Genomic DNA, 17705 nt, shown 5'->3' with positions numbered 1-17705 from the left:
GGCAAGCCCGCTCCCACAGGTTCAGCGCAATCCCTGTGGGAGCGAGCTTGCTCGCGATGGCGATCGGTCAGTCAACCGAGATAGTCAACCAGCCCTTGATAGCAGGTCGCCAAGTGATAAGGCGTGGTCGATGGCATGTCCTTGCGACTCACATCGCCATTCTCATCCCGACACTCATGCCAGCCGGCCGAATGCAAAAAGCGCTGCTGCAACGCCTTTAACTGGCGCAGCACCGAGGCTTCGCTGTTCGGGCGCAAGGTCAGCGCGCGCAGGTATTCAGCCTGGGCCCAGATGCGTTGGGTCGCATCCTTCGCGTAGCCGTCCAGATCAAGCATGGCCACAACCGCACCCGTCTGTGGATCAACGCCCTGTTGTTCGGTGAGCGCAAACGCACGGTCCAGCGAGGTGTGCAGTCTGGAGCCGCGCAGCAACGGCGAAGACTCCAGCAGGAAATACCATTCGAACTGATGCCCCGGTTCAAACCAGTTATCCACAGCGCCCAGCGGTTTCTCCATCAACACACACTGTTGCGGGTCGATGAAGCGCTTGTGCATGGCTGTGCATAACTCGACGAGCGCCCGCTGCGCGGCGATGTCCTCACGCACCGACAGGGTCGCGAGGAAGGCTTCAGCCAAGTGCATCAGTGGATTTTGCAGAGGGCCGGACGCAAGCGACGACCAGTCACGGTCGAGGGTGGCTTCGTACAGGCCGTCGCCTGTCGCGAAGCGCTGGCCGATGACTTCCAGTGCCGCGTTGAGCACCGACTCCACCAGTGGCTCGCGCACCTTGGCCCAGTAGTGGGCGCAGGCGAACAGGATGAAAGCGTGGGTATAGAGGTCTTTGCGCAGATCCAGCGGCGCACCTTGGGGATCGATGCTGTAGAACCAGCCACCGTGTTCGGCGTCATGGAAATGCTGTTGCAAGGAGCGGAACAGCGCTGCGGCGTGCGCTTCGGCGGCCGGCACCTCGCCGATCAGGCTGGAAAAAAGGTACAGCTGTCGCGCGCAGGCCATGGCCCGATAGCGTTGGGGAGGCAGCGGTTGATGCCCGGCATCCAGCGCTTCATAGGGCAGCGCCATGTCCGCATTCCAGCCAGGGCCTTGCCAGAGCGGCACGATCACTTCCTGGAAATGCTGTTGCACAGAAGCAAACAGAGCGGTCAATTCAGGCGCGGAGGCGGAGCGGGAAACAGGCGGCATTGGCTGGCGTCGTCACGGCAGGGTTAATTGCGCGACATGTTAGCAGGCCTGAGGGATGCGGTGTCTGTCAGGCCGCCATCGCGGGCAAGCGCGCTCCCACATTGGACCGCTGTACGCAGGACAATTGTGGGAGCGGGCTTGCCCGCGATGGGGCTTGTTCAGGCGCTAGAGAATCAGCCCGCCAGCAACCAGACCCCGGTCGCCGCCGAAGCCGCGCCCGCCAATCGAACCAGCGGAGCCGCCGCTTGCGGCAACACACGCACCACTGCGTAACCCGCGGCATGCAATGCCGCCGTCGCAGCCACAAACCCTGCGGCATAGGCCCAAGGGCTCGACATCTCCGGCAGTTCCAGGCCATGGGCCACACCGTGGAACAGCGCAAACAATGCTGTCGCCGCCACCGCCACACTCAATGGCGGACGCACCGCCAACGCGACCGCCAGGCCCAGCGCCAGCACCGACGCCGCAATCGCGCTTTCCAGCGCCGGCAGGTTGAGCCCTTCAAACCCGAGCAAGCCGCCCATCAGCATAGTGCCGACGAATGTGCAGGGCAGCGCCCAGCGCGCCGCGCCTTTTTGCTGCGCCGCCCACAGACCGACGGCAACCATTGCCAGCAAGTGATCGAGGCCGCCGATCGGATGGCTGATGCCCGCGATCAAACCGTTATCACCATGGCCTGGGTGGGCGAAGGCGATGGCTGGGGTCAGCAGCAGGGCGAGGGCGCCCAGAATACGTTTGAGTGTCATGAATAAGCTTCCTTGTTGATAAGTTGCGATCAGGCTGCGGTCAGCAAACCCTGGCGTTCGATGAACGCAATGATTTCTTCCAGGCCGAGGCCGGTCTTCTGGTTGCTGAAAACAAACGGCTTGCCGTTGCGCATGCGCTTGGTGTCGCTGTCCATCATCTCAAGCGAGGCGCCCACCAACGGCGCGAGGTCGACTTTGTTGATGACCAGCAAATCGGATTTGCAGATGCCGGGGCCGCCCTTGCGCGGCAACTTGTCGCCGGCCGAGACGTCGATCACGTAGATGGTCAGGTCGGACAGTTCAGGGCTGAAGGTGGCCGAGAGGTTGTCGCCACCGGACTCGACCAGAATCAGGTCCAGCCCCGGGAAGCGACGGTTCAGTTGATCCACGGCCTCAAGGTTGATCGAGGCGTCCTCGCGGATTGCGGTGTGCGGGCAGCCACCGGTTTCCACGCCGATGATGCGTTCTGGCGCCAGGGCTTCGTTGCGCACCAGAAAATCGGCGTCTTCGCGGGTATAGATGTCGTTGGTGACGACGGCGAGGTTGTAGCGCTCGCGCAGGGCCAGGCACAGCGCCAGAGTCAGGGCTGTTTTACCGGAGCCGACCGGGCCGCCGATGCCGACACGCAGGGGTTGTGTGTTCATGTGGTTCTCCAAATTGAAAGGCCCTAGGACCGGAACAGACGGCTGTACTGGCGCTCATGGGCCATGCATGCCAGGGACAGGCCGAAAGCGGCGCCGCCGTAGTGTTCGGGATTGATTCGGGTAGCGTCTTGTTGGGCTTGTTGCAGCAATGGCAGCAATTCACTGGTCAGGCGTTGCGCGGCTTGCTGGCCCAGCGGCAGGGTTTTCATCAACACCGCCAGTTGGTTTTCCAGCCAGCTCCAGAGCCACGCCGCCAAGGCGTCTTGCGGACTGATGTTCCAAGCGCGAGCGGCCAGCGCCCAGCCGAGGGCCAGGTGAGGCTCGGGACGTTGTTCGAGAAAGGCGCGGGCCGGGCCATCAAGTTCTGGCAACCCGTTGAGCAACTGCTGCAGGGAATAGCCCATTTGCCGACTTTCCTGATGCAGTTCACGGGTTTCCCGGCTGGCGCGATGTTCTTCGCAGCGTTGCAGCAACTCGCCCCAGTTTTCTTCCGCGGCGGCGGTGCAATGGGCAAGCAGCAGCGGCGCTTCGAAGCGGGCGAGGTTGAGCAGCAGTTGATCGCTGATCCAGCGACGTGCGCTGGCCGCATCGTTCACCCGACCGTTATCCACCGCCATTTCCAGGCCTTGGGAATAGCTGTAGCCGCCAATCGGCAGCTGCGGGCTGGCCAGACGCAGCAGCGCCCAGGCTGGGTTCATGAACGTACGCCGAACTGGTGCAGTTTCGGCGGGTAGTTGAAGTCTTCGTCGCCATGGCGGGAATGGTGATGGCCGCCGCCATAGGCGCCGTGTTCCGGCTGGAACGGGGCTTCGATGTTCTCGACCTTGGCCTCGAGTTGTTCGAGCATGGCTTTGAGCACGTAATCGTCGAGCAGTCGCAACCAGCCATCGCCTACTTGCAAGGCCACATGGCGATTGCCCAGGTGATAGGCCGCGCGAGTCAATTCGAAGGCATTGGCGCAAGTGACGTGCAGCAGTTGTTCGGGGCGGGCGCAGACGCGCACGACGCGCCCGTCTTCGGCTTGCAGGCATTCACCGTCATACAGCGGTGGCTGACCGCGCTCCAAAAACAACCCGACGTCTTCGCCTTCGGCACTGAAACAGCGCAAACGGCTTTTGCTCCGGGCTTCGAAGTTCAGGTGCAACTCGGCGGCCCAGACGGGTTGAGGGTCGATTCTGCGATGAATCACCAGCATCGGAAGGCTTCCAGCAATGGACAATGCTCAGGCTAGAGCAAGGGGCTTGCCAATCGGGCGATACGTAGGAAATACCTGTCGGAGCGTAGCGGGTGTTTCAGGATGTTGCAGAATTGTGAGCCAGAACGGTGCGAGGATTTTTTGGCGGCACCAAATTGATGCCTTGTGGGGTTTTTGTGGGGGCGAGCCTGTTCCCAAAGGTCTACTCGGTGCTGCCGAGGCCTTGCCAATGTTTGAGGCCGATGAAGATGAAGCGCAACTGCTGAGTGATTTTCGCCTGTGGCGTCAGGTGTTCCGGCAACGCCTCGGCCGGCGGATCGATGATGTCCGGCAGGGTTGCAAACACACTTTTAACAATCAGATCCGCCATGACACTGAGGCCGGCGATGTCCAGGTGCTGCAGTTTTGGCATCAAGGACAGGTCTGCGGCCAGGTCGGAGCTGATGTCTTCGCGCAAACGTCCAATGGCCTGACGCACCGGTAGTGAGCCACCGTATTGTTCGCGGGCCAGAAACAGGAACTGCGATCGATTGGCCGAGACCACGTCGAGGAAGATTCGTACCGAAGCGTCGATGATGCCGCCCATGACGAATTCGTTATGGCGCACCAGGCGAATGGTTTCACGGAAGGTCTGGCCGACTTCGCTCACCAGCACCAGGCCCAGTTCGTCCATATCGGCGAAATGCCGGTAGAAACCGGTGGGCACGATCCCGGCGGTTTTCGCCACTTCGCGCAGGCTCAGGCTGCCGAATCCGCGGCCACATTCCATCAGGTGACGGGCAGCGTCCATCAAGGCGTTGCGGGTTTGTTGTTTCTGTTCGGCGCGGGGCAGCATCGCAAAGGTGTTTTCTGGACAGGACAGCGACGCACTCTAGCAAATCGGCTTCGGTGGCGTCGAACGACTATCGGGGGCAACTATCAGAGGATCAGGCGGGGAAACGCTGCTTCTGTAAAAGTCAAAAGCCCAATCCGGTGATTGGGCTTTTTTTCAGGGCCGCCATGGGCTTAGCTCAAAGCGCTGTTGCGTTCGATTACACGGTCACCACCACCTTCGGCGAGAGTTTGGCCTTGTGGGGTGCGATCGGAACCGTCGGCAGCCAGGGTTTGGCCTTGTGGAGTGCGATCGGAACCGTCAGCAGCCAGGGTTTGGCCTTGTGGAGTGCGATCGGAACCGTCGGCAGCCAGGGTTTGGCCTTGTGGAGTGCGATCGGAACCGTCAGCAGCCAGGGTTTGACCTTGTGGCGTGCGATCGGAGCCGTCAGCAGCCAGGGTTTGACCTTGTGGCGTGCGATCGGAACCGTCAGCAGCCAGGGTTTGGCCTTGTGGAGTGCGATCAGAACCGTCTTGAGTGATCAGGCCTTTTTCTTTCAGGCGATCGTTACCGCCTTCAGCCAGGGTCTGACCTTGTGGAGTGCGCTCGGAACCATCGGCAGCGACGGTTTGGCTGAATACTGAGTAGCTGGTTTTGGCTTGTGGAGTAGCTTGGTCAGCCGCTGGTAGGGCAAAAGCGGTGCTGGCTAGCAGTGAAAGGGAAAGGCTAAGCAGTAATTGGCGTTTCATGATGGGTTGCTCCTTGGGAGGGCGATAAAGTGGGTACGAGTGCAATGCTACTCTCGATAAGTCGATATAAAAGTTCATAAACGCAATGGTAATAATCAACGGAATTGATTGTTCCACTGGGGCGCTCTAGAACGGGCGTTTCCGACGACCGTTTTTGCACTGAGGTGGGTATTTTCGACTCACCCGTGCCGCACGAAAGTGCGGGGCGGTAACGCTGGATTCGGGCGCAGTCTCTCCCTGGCCGATTATTTGAGGATTAATCGTCTTTTCTGTTAAACCTGCGGGCCGTTTTTCAGTCGTAGATTCCATGGCAGGCCGGTTCTGGCCTAACGTTTCACCTATGCGTCGCAGTCAGGGCGCTCAGTCGTATCAGGAGCCCTGTGCAATGACGCGCACTCGTAAAATAGTTGCCTGGACCTTCGCCAGCCTGGTTGTGTTGCTGGCGGTACTGGTTCTGATCATCGTGTTCTTCGATTGGAACCGCATCAAACCGCCCCTTAATGCCAAAGTCTCCGAAGAGCTGCATCGTCCGTTCGCCATCAACGGCAACCTGGCGGTGGTCTGGCGGCGTGAGCTCGACGAGAGTGGTTGGCGGTCTTGGGTGCCTTGGCCGCATGTGGTGGCCGAAGACCTGAGCCTGGGTAACCCCGACTGGTCGAAGAAACCGCAGATGGTCACGCTCAAACGCGTCGAACTGCGCATTTCGCCCCTGGCACTGCTGGCGCAGCGGGTGGTGATCCCGCGCATTGACCTGACCGAACCCAACGCGGACCTGCAGCGTCTAGCCGACGGACGTGCCAACTGGACGTTCAAGTTCGACCCCAAAGACCCGAACGCCGCACCTTCAAACTGGATGGTGGACATCGGTGCCATCGGTTTCGACAAAGGTCACGTCACCCTCGACGACCAAAATCTCAAGACTCAGCTCGACCTGATCATTGATCCGCTGGGCAAACCCATTCCGTTCAGCGATATCGTCGGCGACAAAGCCGCGAAAGCCGCGCTGGAAAAGGGTGCTGCGCCGCAGGACTACGCGTTTGCCCTCAAGGTCAAAGGCCAGTACCACGACCAGAAACTCGCGGGCGAAGGCAAGATCGGCGGATTGCTGGCGCTGCAAGACACCGCCAGGCCGTTCCCCCTTCAGGCCCAGGTAAAAATTGCCGACACCAGCATCGAACTGGCCGGCACGCTGACCGACCCCCTGAACCTCGGTGCCCTGGACCTGCGCCTCAAACTGGCCGGTGCCAGCCTGGGCACGCTCTACCCGCTGATCGGCGTAACCCTGCCGGCTACGCCGCCGTACGAGACCGACGGGCATTTGATTGCCAAGCTGCATGACGCGGGTGGCGCGGTGTTCCGTTATGAAGAGTTCAACGGCAAGATCGGTGGCAGCGACATTCATGGCAGCCTGGCCTATGTCGCCAGCCAGCCGCGACCCAAGCTCAGTGGCTCGTTGCTGTCCAATCAACTGCTGTTCGCCGACCTTGCGCCGCTGATCGGCGCCGATTCCAACGCCAAGCAAAAAGCCCGGGGTGGCGAAAGCAAGCAGCCGGCGGACAAGGTGTTGCCAGTCGAAGAGTTCAAGACCGAGCGTTGGCGCGACATGGACGCCGACGTCGAATTCACCGGCAAGCGCATCGTCCACAGCGAAAAGCTGCCGTTCAACGATCTCTACACCCACTTGGTGCTCACCGACGGTGTCCTCAGCCTCGAACCCCTGCGTTTCGGCGTGGCGGGAGGCACCCTTGACGCGCAGATTCGCCTTAATGGCCGCACCGATCCCTTGGAAGGCCGGGCCAAACTCACCGCGCGCAAGTTCAAGCTCAAGCAGCTGTTCCCCACCTTCGAGCCGATGAAAACCAGCTTCGGTGAACTCAATGGCGATGCCGACATCACCGGTCGTGGCAATTCGGTGGCCAAGCTGCTGGGCAGCGCCAACGGCAACCTGAAGATGCTGATCAACGATGGCGCCATCAGCCGTGAGCTGATGGAACTGGCGGGGCTCAACGTCGGCAACTACGTGGTGGGCAAGATCTTTGGCGACAAGGAAGTGAAGATCAATTGCGCGGCGTCCGACTTCGACATCAAGAGCGGGTTGGCGACCACGCGGTTGTTTGTGTTCGATACCGAGAACGCGATCATCTATATCGACGGCACGGCGAACATGGCCACAGAGCAACTGGACCTGATCATTACCCCGGAATCCAAGGGCTGGCGATTGATTTCACTGCGCTCGCCGCTGTATGTGCGGGGCAAGTTCATCAAGCCCGATGCCGGTGTGAAGGCGGTGCCGCTGATGTTGCGCGGGGCGGGGATGGTGGCGCTGGGCGTGATTGCGGCACCGGCGGCCGGGTTGTTGGCGTTGGTGGCGCCCAGTGGCGGCGAGCCGAACCAGTGCGCGCCGTTGCTGGAGCAGATGAAGGCGGGCAAGGCGCCTGTGACCGTTAAGCCGACCAAGTAACTATTCGGTGTCTGTCATGACGCCATCGCGAGCAGCCTCGCTCCCACAATTGAACTGTGTTTACAGAACCAATGTGGGAGCGAGCCTGCTCGCGATGGCGATCTGACAGGCGCTACAGATCTTTCAGTATGTCGGCCATGTCATCGGCATGCTCTTCTTCCTGAGCCAGGATGTCTTCGAAGATGCGCCGGGTGGTCGGGTCTTTTTCGCCAATGTACTGAATGATCTCGCGGTAGCTGTCGATGGCGATGCGTTCGGCCACCAAATCCTCGTACACCATTTCCTTGAGTGAATTGCCGGCCACGTATTGCGCGTGGGAGTTTTTCGACAACAGGTCAGGGTTGAACTCAGGCTCGCCACCCAGTTGCACGATGCGTTCGGCCAGGCGGTCGGCGTGCTCGGCTTCCTGCGTGGCGTGCTCGAGGAACTCATCGGCGGCAACGTGGGCTTTCAGGCCGTTGGCCATGAAGTAGTGGCGCTTGTAGCGCAACACGCAGACCAGTTCGGTGGCCAGCGATTCATTGAGCAGGCGCAGGACTTCTTCGCGGTCGGCGCTGTAGCTTTCGGTCACTGCGCCATTCTCGACGTTCTTGCGGGCACGTTCGCGAAGCGTGGTTACATCAGACAAATGCATGTCGCTCATCTCGTTCTCCTGGAGGCTAATCAGGTTTGCGTCACCGTCTAGAGAAGTGATCGCTACGTAGGTGTGAGTGACAGGCGCTGAGAAAAGTTTTATGCAGTTTGGCAATCGCAAGCCGTGACCGAGACGATCACGCCAGTGCCAGCCTGGCCATGCGCGAGTTGCCAGTGAGCATTGCCTATCCGATCTGGACCGCTATCGGCTCACTGGGCACGGTGTTTCTGGGTTGTGCGCTGCTGGGCGAAAGCCTCACGGCGCTCAAGCTGGTGTCGGTGAGGCTGATCGTGGCGGGCGTGATGGGGCTGAAGTGAGGCGGGATGTCATAGACTGGTCGTCGAGTTGTCATCTCCGGTGACGATGCTTGGCTGACGTCTTGCATCGCGCCTTGCCTTATCTCTCCGATCACAAGGACGTTCGCCCATGTCGCAAGGTTCCGCCACGCGCTACCCGTTGGTGTTGGTCCCGGGGATGCTCGGATTCATCCGCCTGGTGTTCTATCCGTATTGGTACGGGATCATTTCGGCATTGCGCCGGGGCGGGGCGACGGTGTTTGCGGTGCAGGTCTCGCCGCTCAATTCCAGCGAGGTGCGTGGCGAGCAGTTGCTGGCGCGGATCGAGGAGATCCTGCGCGAGACCGGGGCTAAAAAGGTCAACCTGATCGGTCATAGCCAAGGCTCGCTGACCGCGCGTTACGCGGCGGCCAAACGCCCGGATCGCGTGGCCTCCGTGACCTCGGTGGCCGGGCCGAATCATGGCTCCGAGCTTGCCGATTACCTGGAAAAACACTACCCGGAAACCAGCCTCAGGGGGCGCGTGCTCAGCGTCTTGCTGCACTGGGTCGGTGCATTGATGAGCCTGCTGGATACCGGTTATCGCGGGCCGAAACTGCCTGTGGATATCCCGGCTTCGCATCAGGCACTGACCAGCAAGGGCGTGGCGCTGTTCAACCAGCGTTATCCACAGGGCCTGCCTGAAACCTGGGGCGGGCAGGGGCCGGAGGAGGTCAACGGCGTGCGCTATTACTCGTGGTCGGGGACGTTGCAACCAGGCAAGACCGATCGCGGCGGTAACCTGTTCGACGGCACAAATCGCAGTTGTCGATTGTTTGCCAGAACTTTTGTGCGCGAAACCGGGCATTGCGACGGGATGGTCGGGCGTTACAGCTCGCACTTGGGGACGGTGATTGGTGATGAGTATCCGCTGGATCACTTCGACATCGTCAACCAGTCGCTGGGACTGGTGGGCAAAGGGGCTGATCCGGTGCGGTTGTTTGTCGAGCACGCGGCCCGGCTGAAAGCGGCGGGGGTCTAGACCGAGTCATCGTTCATCGCGAGCAGGCTCGCTCCCACAGTTGAGCGCATTCCCTGTGGGAGCGGGCTTGCCCGCGATGGCGTCAGGTCAGGCAACGCAAATCTTGCGGCCTAACACGGTGGTCCAACGCTCCGACAGTATCACCCCACCCAACGTCAACACCCCGCCCACCAAGTGATACAGCGCCAGTTGCTCATGCAGCACCAGCGCCGCAATCAGCGCGGTGATCAACGGCAGCAGATTGAAAAACAGCGTGGTCCGGCTTGGCCCCAGGCGCACTACGGCCTGCATCCAGGCCAATGGCGCGATCATCGAGGCCAGCAGGCAGGCGTAGAGCACCAGCGGAATGTTCTGCAGTGTCAGGCCGGTCTTCGGTGAAACAATAAACAACGGAAACAACACCACCACCGCCACCAGCACTTGCAAATACAGCAATACCAGCGGCGGCAGGCGCAGCTGCCATTTTTTCAGCAGCGTGCTGTAGATCGCGTAGGCCAGGGTGGCGATCAGCATCATTGCATCGCCCAGGTTTATCCCGTGTTCGAGCAATACGCCGAGGCTGCCGGACGACACCACTACCAGCACGCCGGCAAACGACAACACCGCGCCGGCCAGCGCACCCGCTGTCAGGCGCTGGCCAAGGCTGACAATTGCCATGGCCAGCGACATCAACGGCATCAGCGACAGGATGATCCCCATGTTGGTGGCCGACGTCAGGCTCGCGGCGAAGTACGCCAGGCTCTGATAGACCGCCATGCCAAGCACGCCAAGGATGAAGATCTTGCCCAGGTTCGGCCGAATCAACGGCCAATGGGCGATCACCGGCTTGAGCATGAACGGCGTGAACAGCAACCCGGCCAGCAGCCAGCGATAGAAACCGATCTCGGCGGGGAAGATCGCCCCGGCCGACATTTTGGTGATTACGGTATTGCCGGCCCAGATGAAAATGGCCAGCAGGGGATAAGCGTATTGCATCAGAGAAAACCAGAGCGTTAATGAGGGGCAATTATCCCTTGTCTGGATGCAAGCCTATACTTCGATCCAGACAACCTGCCCCTGATGACGGACAGCATGAACAGTAAACACATCGACCTGCTGGATTTCAGCGAATTGCCGGCGCCGGTCTATTTTCGCTACGCCGATTTCGATGCGCACCGTTTTGCCTCGGCGCACCGGCATCCGTGGGGCACGCTGGAGTATTCGGCCCACGGCGTGTTGCACATGGAAATCGGCGGCAGTCGTTTCATGTCGCCGCCGCAATACGCAGTGTGGGTGCCGCCACAGACCGAGCACAGTTTCTACAGCAACCAGCCGATCAACTATCGCGCCGTCTGCCTGGATCCGCTGTTGTGTCACGATCTGCCGCCACAGGCCTGCACCCTGGCGATCAGCGACATTCTCAAGGCGATCCTCAAGGACTTCGCCGCCCGCGACGTGAAGGTTCCGGAGCGCGAGGCGGACAAACGCCTGGCCCAGGTGCTGGTGGATCAGCTGCAGCAGGCGCCCATCCACGAGTGTTATTTGCCCTACGCCAGCAGCTCGGGATTGCTCGGGATACTCGAAGCCTTGCAGGCCGAGCCTGGCGATAACCGACCCTTGGCAGACTGGGCGGCGCTCATTCATGTCAGCGAGCGCACCCTGGCGCGGCAATGTGTTCGCGAACTGGGCATGAGTTTTGGCGAGTGGCGGCAACGATTACGTTTTCTGGCGGCCATCGAAGCGCTGGACAGTCAACGCAGCATTCAGGAGATCGCCTTCGACATGGGCTACAGCACCGGCTCGGCGTTTATCGCCATGTTTCAGCGTCAGGCCGGCTGCACACCTGAGCAGTATCGACGCAGCCACCTTGAAAGCAGGAAGGTGTAACAGGGGTTGTCTACACTCCTGAATGAGGCCGCACCCCTCGGTGCGGCAACAAGGAGAAAACTCCATGAAGATGTTGCGTGTCCCTTTGTTGATGATCGGTTTACTGCTCTGCGCCCAAGGCTTCGCCGCCACTGAACAACAGAACAAGATGACCACCTGCAACGCCGACGCCACCGCGAAAAGCCTCAAGGGCGATGAACGCAAAGCCTTCATGAGCACCTGCCTCAAAGCCGCGCCGGCCGCCAACGACGCCAAAACCCTTACACCTCAGCAAGAGAAGATGAAAACCTGTAATGCCGATGCCACCACCAAAGCGCTGAAGGGTGATGCGCGCAAGGCGTTCATGAGTGACTGCCTGAAGAAAAAATAATCATTGGCTGGAAGATGCAGGGTTGTCAGGGCCCCATCGCGAGCAGGCTCGCTCCCACATTGGTTCGGTGAACACAGATCCACTGTGGGAGCGAGCCTGCTCGCGATGGGTGCGGCATGGGCTTTGTAAAAAAATCCGCTGAGCTCCCGACCAAGGTCGATCCACACAATCCCTAGTGCTGGCACCGGAACGCTGGCAGACTGCCAATCCTTTTTATGCCGTTCGTTTTGAGGCTGTATGCCAACGTTTTCTCAACGTCACGTCTTGCTGCTGATCAGCTGGGTCATCATCTTCGGTGGCTTGTTGCTGGTGATCCCGCTGCGATTGCTGCCCAGCCTGCTGGCCGGGTTGTTGGTGTTCGAACTGGTCAACATGCTCACCCCGCAACTGCAGCGACTGATCGAAGGTCGGCGTGCGCGCTGGCTGGCGGTGGCGTTGCTGGGGACTTTAGTGGTCAGTGTGCTGGCGCTGATCTTTGCCGGTGCCATCAGCTTTCTGCTGCACGAGGCGGAAAACCCCGGCGCTTCCCTCGATAAATTCATGCACGTGGTCGACCGTGCGCGGGGGCAACTGCCACCGTTCATCGATGCCTATCTGCCGGCCAGCGCCGCCGAATTCCGCGTGGCCATTGGCGAGTGGATGAGCAAGCACCTGAGCGAGTTGCAATTGGTGGGCAAGGACGCCGCGCACATGTTTGTGACGTTGCTGATCGGCATGGTGCTGGGCGCGATCATCGCCTTGCAGCGCGCGCCGGACGTGACCAAGCGCAAACCACTGGCTGCCGCGCTGTTCGATCGCTTGCATCTGGTGGTCCAGGCGTTTCGTAATATCGTGTTTGCCCAGATCAAGATTTCCCTGCTCAACACCTTTTTTACCGCGATCTTCCTGGTGGTGGTCTTGCCCCTGTTCGGGATCAAGTTGCCCCTGACCAAAACCCTGATCGTGCTGACCTTCCTGCTGGGCTTGCTGCCGGTCATTGGCAACCTGATGTCAAACACGCTGATCACCATCGTCGGCTTGTCGCTGTCGATCTGGGTCGCCGTGGCGGCATTGGGTTATCTGATTTTTATCCACAAGCTCGAATACTTCCTCAACGCGCGCATCGTCGGCGGGCAGATCAGTGCCAAGTCGTGGGAGTTGCTGCTGGCGATGCTGGTGTTCGAGGCGGCGTTCGGTCTGCCGGGGGTGGTGGCGGGACCGATTTATTACGCGTATCTGAAGAGCGAATTAAGGCAGATCGGGATGGTTTGATAGATCCCCGATCGTTCCCACGCTCTGCGTGGGAATGCATCCCGTGACGCTCCGCGTCACAGTTTCAACACAGCGGACGCAGAGCGTCCATGGCGGCATTCCCACGCAGAGCGTGGGAACGATCTTTACAGGGTTTTGGATCAGTCCATCGTGCCGTAGCGCTTCATGGCCTCAATCGCCAGGCCACTGCCGATACTGCCAAAGATGTTCCCTTCCACATGCTGTGCATTCGGCAACATCGCCGACACGCTGTTACGCAGCGCCGGAATCCCGCTTGAACCGCCGGTGAAGAACACCGTATCGACCTGATCGACGCGCACATTGGCATCGTTCAGCAGTTGGGTGACGCTGTTGCGCACGCGCTCCAGCAGGTTGTCGATGGCCGATTCGAACAGCGCCCGGCTCAGTTCAACGCTCAACCCCGGCTCGATGCGGTCCAGCGGCACATGGCGGCTGTCGGCGTGGGTCAGCTGGATCTTGGTTTCTTCCACTTCCATGGCCAACCAGTGACCGGCGCGCTGGTCGATCAGCTTGAACAGGCGGTCGATGCCGCCGGTGTCTTCGATGTCGTAACGCATGCTGCCCAGGGCCAGGGTCGACTTCTGCGAGTACACCGAGTTGATGGTGTGCCAGGTCGCCAGGTTCATGTGGTGGCTGGTGGGCATGTAGGCGCCGCTCTTCATGCGGCTGCCGTAGCCGAACAGCGGCATCAGCCCTTGCAGGCTCAACTGCTTGTCGAAATCGGTCCCGCCGATGTGCACGCCGCCGGTGGCCAGGATGTCGTCGTGGCGGTTGTCGTGGTTGCGGCGCTCTGGCGAGAGGCGCACCAGCGAGAAGTCGGACGTACCACCGCCGATGTCGACGATCAGCACCAACTCTTCTTTTTCGATGGTCGACTCGTAGTCGAACGCCGCCGCAATCGGTTCGTACTGGAACGACACATCCTTGAAGCCGATGGCGCGAGCCACGTCCACCAGGGTGTTCTCGGCTTCCTGGTCGGCCATTTCATCGTCATCGACGAAAAACACCGGGCGACCGAGCACCACTTCCTCGAACTCCCGACCGGCGGCGGTCTCGGCGCGCTTCTTCAACTGGCCGATGAACAGCCCCAGCAGGTCCTTGAACGGCATCGCCGTCCCCAGGACGCTGGTGTCGTGCTTGATCAGCTTGGAGCCGAGCAGGCTCTTGAGCGAGCGCATCAGCCGGCCTTCGTAGCCTTCCAGGTACTCGTGCAGAGCCAGCCGGCCGTACACCGGGCGGCGTTCTTCCATATTGAAGAAGACCACCGAGGGCAGGGTGATCTTGTCGTCCTCCAGCGCGATCAGCGTTTCCATGCCGGGGCGCAGCCAGCCGACGGTGGAGTTGGACGTGCCGAAGTCGATACCACAGGCACGGGCTGGAGATGCGTTTTTCATGTCTTTCGAGTTCCGGTTAAAAAACGGCCGCGCAGTGTATGCCAGTGCGGCGAATATTCGAAGGCCGACTATCCGCTAAATCTCGGCTATTAGCGCCTTGAAAGACTATCCTTTGCCCCAAACTTGTCTGCATTGGCCCTGGCAGCCACCGGACGGTCAAAAGAACCCCCGACTGCTGCCGATAAACTTCTGATGCGCTGCCCGGTCACAACCTTGAGATCGGTCAAGCTGGCGGCTGGTAATGAGCGCATGCTGACAGTGGTAGCGCGATTTCGATAACGGATGGTGATTCCCTCGATGGACTTCAAAGACTATTACAAGATTCTCGGTGTGGAGCCGACGGCTGACGATAAGGCGATCAAGGCCGCCTATCGCAAGCTCGCACGCAAATATCACCCGGACGTCAGCAAGGAAAAGGATGCCGAGGCGAAGTTCAAGGACGCCTCGGAGGCTTATGAAGCGCTGAAAAGCGCCGACAAGCGTGCCGAATATGACGACTTGCGCAAATACGGCCAGCACGGCCAACCGTTCCAGGGCCCGCCAGGCTGGCAGGGGCGTGGCGGTTTTGGCGGTGGTCAGGACACGGGCGATTTCTCGGACTTCTTCAGTTCGATCTTTGGCAACCGTGGCGGCGGTGGTTTTGGTGGTGCACAGCCGGGCCGAAGCGCCGGGCGTCGAGGGCAAGACGTGGAAATGGAATTACCGATTTTCCTGGAAGAATCCCTCTCGACCGAGTCGAAGAAGGTCACTTTCCAGGTGCCGCAGTACAATGCCGCAGGTCAACATGTCAGCAATACCAGCAAAAGCCTGAACGTGAAGATCCCGGCAGGCGTGGCCGACGGCGAGCGTATCCGCCTCAAGGGCCAGGGCGCGCCGGGCATCGGTGGCGGGGCCAATGGCGACTTGTTCCTGATCATTCGTTTTGCGCCACATCCGAAATTCGATGTGGAGGGCGAAAACCTGATTATCACGTTGCCGCTGGCACCGTGGGAATTGGCATTGGGCGCTGAAGTGGCCGTGCCGACCCTGACGGGCAAGATCAACCTCAAGGTCCCGGCCGGTAGCCAGAATGGTCAGCGCATGCGTGCCAAGGGGCACGGCTTGCTGAACAAGGCCGGTCATCGAGGTTATCTGTTCGTGCAGCTCAAGGCTGTCATGCCCAAAACCTCGAACGACGAGGTCAAGGCGCTGTGGGAAGAGTTGGCGAAAAAAGCCGCTTTCAACCCAAGAGAAAACTTCTGATCCAAGAGACGGAGTAGCCCATCATGAGCAACCCCCTGATCGTTCAACTGGACATGGCAGAATTCTGTGAGGCGACCGAGCTGTCGGACGTCTACGTGATCGAAATCGTCGAACACGGCATCCTCGAACCTCAGGGCAAGCAGCCCAAGGATTGGCGTTTCACCGATTATGAACTGGTGCTGGCCAAGCGTGCCGCCAAGCTGCGGCGCGATCTGGAACTGGAATGGGAAGGCGTCGCCCTGGCGCTGGACCTGCTTGACGAGGTCCAGCAACTGCGGGCCGAGAACCGCATGCTCAGGCAGCGGCTGGGGCGGTTGGTGGTTGAGTAGGTGTTCTGATGTTTTTGCGTTGCCTGTTCGGGCGCTATCGCGAGCAGGCTCGCTCCCACCGTTAACCGGGTTCCTTCAGACGCAATACGGTCGAATGTGGGAGCGAGCGTGCTCGCGAAGAACGATCACTCGGTCTGTCAGTATTAAACCTTGCGTGGCAACACCACGGTAAACAGCGTGCCATCGGCCTGATTCGAACTGACGTCGATGGTCCCGCCGTGCGCATCGACCACTTCCTTGACGATAAACAATCCCAGGCCAAGGCTGGTCGTCGGTTGCCCGAGGTCTTCGCTGGCGCTGCGCACTAATGGATCGAAGAGGGTGGGGATAGCATCGTCGGGAATCGGCACACCAAAGTTATGCACAGTCAGGCGCACCGAGTCCGGCTCGCCGGTGACGGTGACGGTCACATCACGTTTGTTCAAGCCATGCTGCAACGCATTGCCGATCAGGTTCTGTAACAGCTGATCGAGTCGCCCGGCATCCCAGACGCCATGGGTATCGCCGACTACCTTCACTATTGGATCGCATTCCGGGTTACCGGCGCATGCCTCGGCAATCGCCGCATGCGCGGCATCGGCCAGGTCCATGGGCTTGGGCTCGATCGGCAGGCTCTTGCCCAACCGGCTGCGGACCAACTCCAGCAAATCGCTGACCATCACTGCCATGTGCCGCGCGCCACGCTTGATATTGATTGCGCACGTCAGCGCATCACCTTCAAGCGTCGCTTTGCGCAGCAGCAACTCGGTGGACATGCTCACGGCCTGCAACGGCGCGCGCAGGTCATGACCGAGTATCGCCAGGAACAGATCGCGCGAGTGATTGACCTGTTCGGCATACGCTGCGGTGGACTCTGCCAGTGCCTCATCAATCGCTTCGTTGAAACGGATCATGTCTTGCAAGTAAGCCAGGTCCGGCACTTCCAGGCTGCTGACCCACATCCGAATCACACAGGCGCGCAAATGGCGGAATTCGCTGGTCATCTGCACCAGGTCGAACCCCACGGTATGACGCAACTCGCCATGACTTGCACCTGCTTCATCCAGGCTCGGGGTTTTTTCCGGGCCTTCGCCCTTGGCCTTCGCCAGTTGTTCGCTGGCGGTTTGCGCGGTGGTCATGTCCCGTGCCGCCGCCAGCAGAATCGCCTTGGCGTGGTCGCGCAAGGCAATGCGGTCCATGTTAATGGCGGCCGGAGTGATCGTTTTAGCGAACTGTTCCCATTCATCAACGATACGATCTACGTGCTGCCTGATGAATTCGGATAAGCGCATGACCGTTACCTGGCTGAAAAGTCTTGGCATCTTATCTCCTTTACCCACGGGTAAAAACTACCGCTGGCAAGCCGGATCATGTTTGCCCATTCCCTGGGTGGTATTTAGTTATTTTTCAGGTCCTGAAGTTGGGTGTTGTTATTGGTTTTGGGACTGTTTCCAAGCAGTTATTTAAACTTTTGTTTTTGCCGTCATTGAATAAGCT

At 60.0% G+C, this 17705-nt stretch carries 18 protein-coding genes and 1 pseudogene; 8 read left to right on the top strand and 11 right to left on the bottom strand.

Annotated features, from left to right (window positions below; all coding sequences use genetic code 11):
* Window positions 1-71 precede the first annotated feature (71 nt).
* The 7 genes from ACM6I0_RS01900 to ACM6I0_RS01870 form a co-directional block, all read right to left on the bottom strand.
* Window positions 72-1199, bottom strand: coding sequence for an AGE family epimerase/isomerase (locus ACM6I0_RS01900; RefSeq protein WP_414921350.1), 1128 nt, complete (start codon window positions 1197-1199; stop codon window positions 72-74).
* Between the two features lie 173 nt (window positions 1200-1372).
* Window positions 1373-1945: a HupE/UreJ family protein gene (locus ACM6I0_RS01895; protein ID WP_285431826.1), complete on the bottom strand. Its 573-nt coding sequence runs from the start codon at window positions 1943-1945 to the stop codon at window positions 1373-1375.
* Window positions 1946-1974: 29 nt separating this feature from the next.
* Window positions 1975-2589, bottom strand: coding sequence for an urease accessory protein UreG (gene ureG, locus ACM6I0_RS01890; RefSeq protein ID WP_007947546.1), 615 nt, complete (start codon window positions 2587-2589; stop codon window positions 1975-1977).
* Window positions 2590-2612: 23 nt separating this feature from the next.
* The gene (locus ACM6I0_RS01885; RefSeq protein ID WP_414921349.1) at window positions 2613-3287 is read right to left on the bottom strand and encodes an urease accessory protein UreF; all 675 of its coding nucleotides are present in this window, start codon (window positions 3285-3287) and stop codon (window positions 2613-2615) included.
* Entirely contained in the window at window positions 3284-3784 is a 501-nt protein-coding gene (ureE, locus tag ACM6I0_RS01880; protein WP_222589559.1) for an urease accessory protein UreE, read from the bottom strand. Before ureE ends, ACM6I0_RS01885 begins: the two co-directional genes overlap by 4 nt.
* Window positions 3785-3986: 202 nt before the next feature.
* Entirely contained in the window at window positions 3987-4619 is a 633-nt protein-coding gene (locus ACM6I0_RS01875) for a TetR family transcriptional regulator (protein WP_010464134.1), read from the bottom strand.
* Between the two features lie 170 nt (window positions 4620-4789).
* Window positions 4790-5344: a hypothetical protein gene (locus ACM6I0_RS01870; protein WP_285431828.1), complete on the bottom strand. Its 555-nt coding sequence runs from the start codon at window positions 5342-5344 to the stop codon at window positions 4790-4792.
* 385 nt (window positions 5345-5729) lie between these two features.
* Here ACM6I0_RS01870 and ACM6I0_RS01865 point away from each other — a divergent pair, with 385 nt between their 5' ends.
* A complete protein-coding gene (locus ACM6I0_RS01865) occupies window positions 5730-7805 on the top strand; it encodes an AsmA family protein (RefSeq protein WP_414921348.1) in 2076 nt (691 codons plus the stop codon).
* Window positions 7806-7917: 112 nt separating this feature from the next.
* Here the strand turns inward: ACM6I0_RS01865 and ACM6I0_RS01860 are convergent, their stop codons facing one another.
* Window positions 7918-8448, bottom strand: coding sequence for a ferritin-like domain-containing protein (locus tag ACM6I0_RS01860; RefSeq protein ID WP_285431830.1), 531 nt, complete (start codon window positions 8446-8448; stop codon window positions 7918-7920).
* A 140-nt stretch (window positions 8449-8588) separates the two neighbouring features.
* On the opposite strand from ACM6I0_RS01860, the pseudogene ACM6I0_RS01855 reads away from it, so the two are divergent.
* Window positions 8589-8756, top strand: a pseudogene (locus ACM6I0_RS01855) (DMT family transporter); the annotation flags it as partial.
* 109 nt (window positions 8757-8865) lie between these two features.
* A complete protein-coding gene (locus ACM6I0_RS01850; protein WP_414921347.1) occupies window positions 8866-9756 on the top strand; it encodes an alpha/beta fold hydrolase in 891 nt (296 codons plus the stop codon).
* Between the two features lie 87 nt (window positions 9757-9843).
* Here the strand turns inward: ACM6I0_RS01850 and ACM6I0_RS01845 are convergent, their stop codons facing one another.
* Window positions 9844-10731, bottom strand: a complete 888-nt coding sequence (locus ACM6I0_RS01845; protein WP_285431832.1) for a DMT family transporter — start codon at window positions 10729-10731, stop codon at window positions 9844-9846.
* Between the two features lie 96 nt (window positions 10732-10827).
* Here ACM6I0_RS01845 and ACM6I0_RS01840 point away from each other — a divergent pair, with 96 nt between their 5' ends.
* The 3 genes from ACM6I0_RS01840 to ACM6I0_RS01830 all read left to right on the top strand — a co-directional run bounded on the left by ACM6I0_RS01840 (window position 10828) and on the right by ACM6I0_RS01830 (window position 13243).
* The gene (locus ACM6I0_RS01840; RefSeq protein ID WP_285431833.1) at window positions 10828-11622 is read left to right on the top strand and encodes an AraC family transcriptional regulator; all 795 of its coding nucleotides are present in this window, start codon (window positions 10828-10830) and stop codon (window positions 11620-11622) included.
* Between the two features lie 64 nt (window positions 11623-11686).
* Window positions 11687-11992 (top strand): PsiF family protein, encoded by a 306-nt coding sequence (locus tag ACM6I0_RS01835; RefSeq protein ID WP_222589569.1) that lies wholly within the window; start codon window positions 11687-11689, stop codon window positions 11990-11992.
* Window positions 11993-12229: 237 nt separating this feature from the next.
* Window positions 12230-13243 (top strand): AI-2E family transporter, encoded by a 1014-nt coding sequence (locus tag ACM6I0_RS01830; protein ID WP_285431834.1) that lies wholly within the window; start codon window positions 12230-12232, stop codon window positions 13241-13243.
* A gap of 140 nt (window positions 13244-13383) precedes the next feature.
* Here ACM6I0_RS01830 and ACM6I0_RS01825 read toward each other — a convergent pair whose 3' ends face one another.
* Window positions 13384-14658: an Hsp70 family protein gene (locus tag ACM6I0_RS01825; RefSeq protein ID WP_090176158.1), complete on the bottom strand. Its 1275-nt coding sequence runs from the start codon at window positions 14656-14658 to the stop codon at window positions 13384-13386.
* Window positions 14659-14955: 297 nt separating this feature from the next.
* Here ACM6I0_RS01825 and ACM6I0_RS01820 point away from each other — a divergent pair, with 297 nt between their 5' ends.
* A complete protein-coding gene (locus ACM6I0_RS01820; RefSeq protein ID WP_414921346.1) occupies window positions 14956-15900 on the top strand; it encodes a DnaJ C-terminal domain-containing protein in 945 nt (314 codons plus the stop codon).
* 23 nt (window positions 15901-15923) lie between these two features.
* A complete protein-coding gene (locus tag ACM6I0_RS01815; protein WP_285431837.1) occupies window positions 15924-16229 on the top strand; it encodes a chaperone modulator CbpM in 306 nt (101 codons plus the stop codon).
* 143 nt (window positions 16230-16372) lie between these two features.
* Here the strand turns inward: ACM6I0_RS01815 and ACM6I0_RS01810 are convergent, their stop codons facing one another.
* Window positions 16373-17500, bottom strand: a complete 1128-nt coding sequence (locus tag ACM6I0_RS01810; protein WP_414921345.1) for a sensor histidine kinase — start codon at window positions 17498-17500, stop codon at window positions 16373-16375.
* Window positions 17501-17705 lie beyond the last annotated feature (205 nt).

The sequence above is a fragment of the Pseudomonas sp. IT-P294 genome (assembly GCF_949767865.1).
Classification (GTDB): domain Bacteria; phylum Pseudomonadota; class Gammaproteobacteria; order Pseudomonadales; family Pseudomonadaceae; genus Aquipseudomonas.
This window is presented reverse-complemented; position numbering and strand designations above follow the sequence as displayed.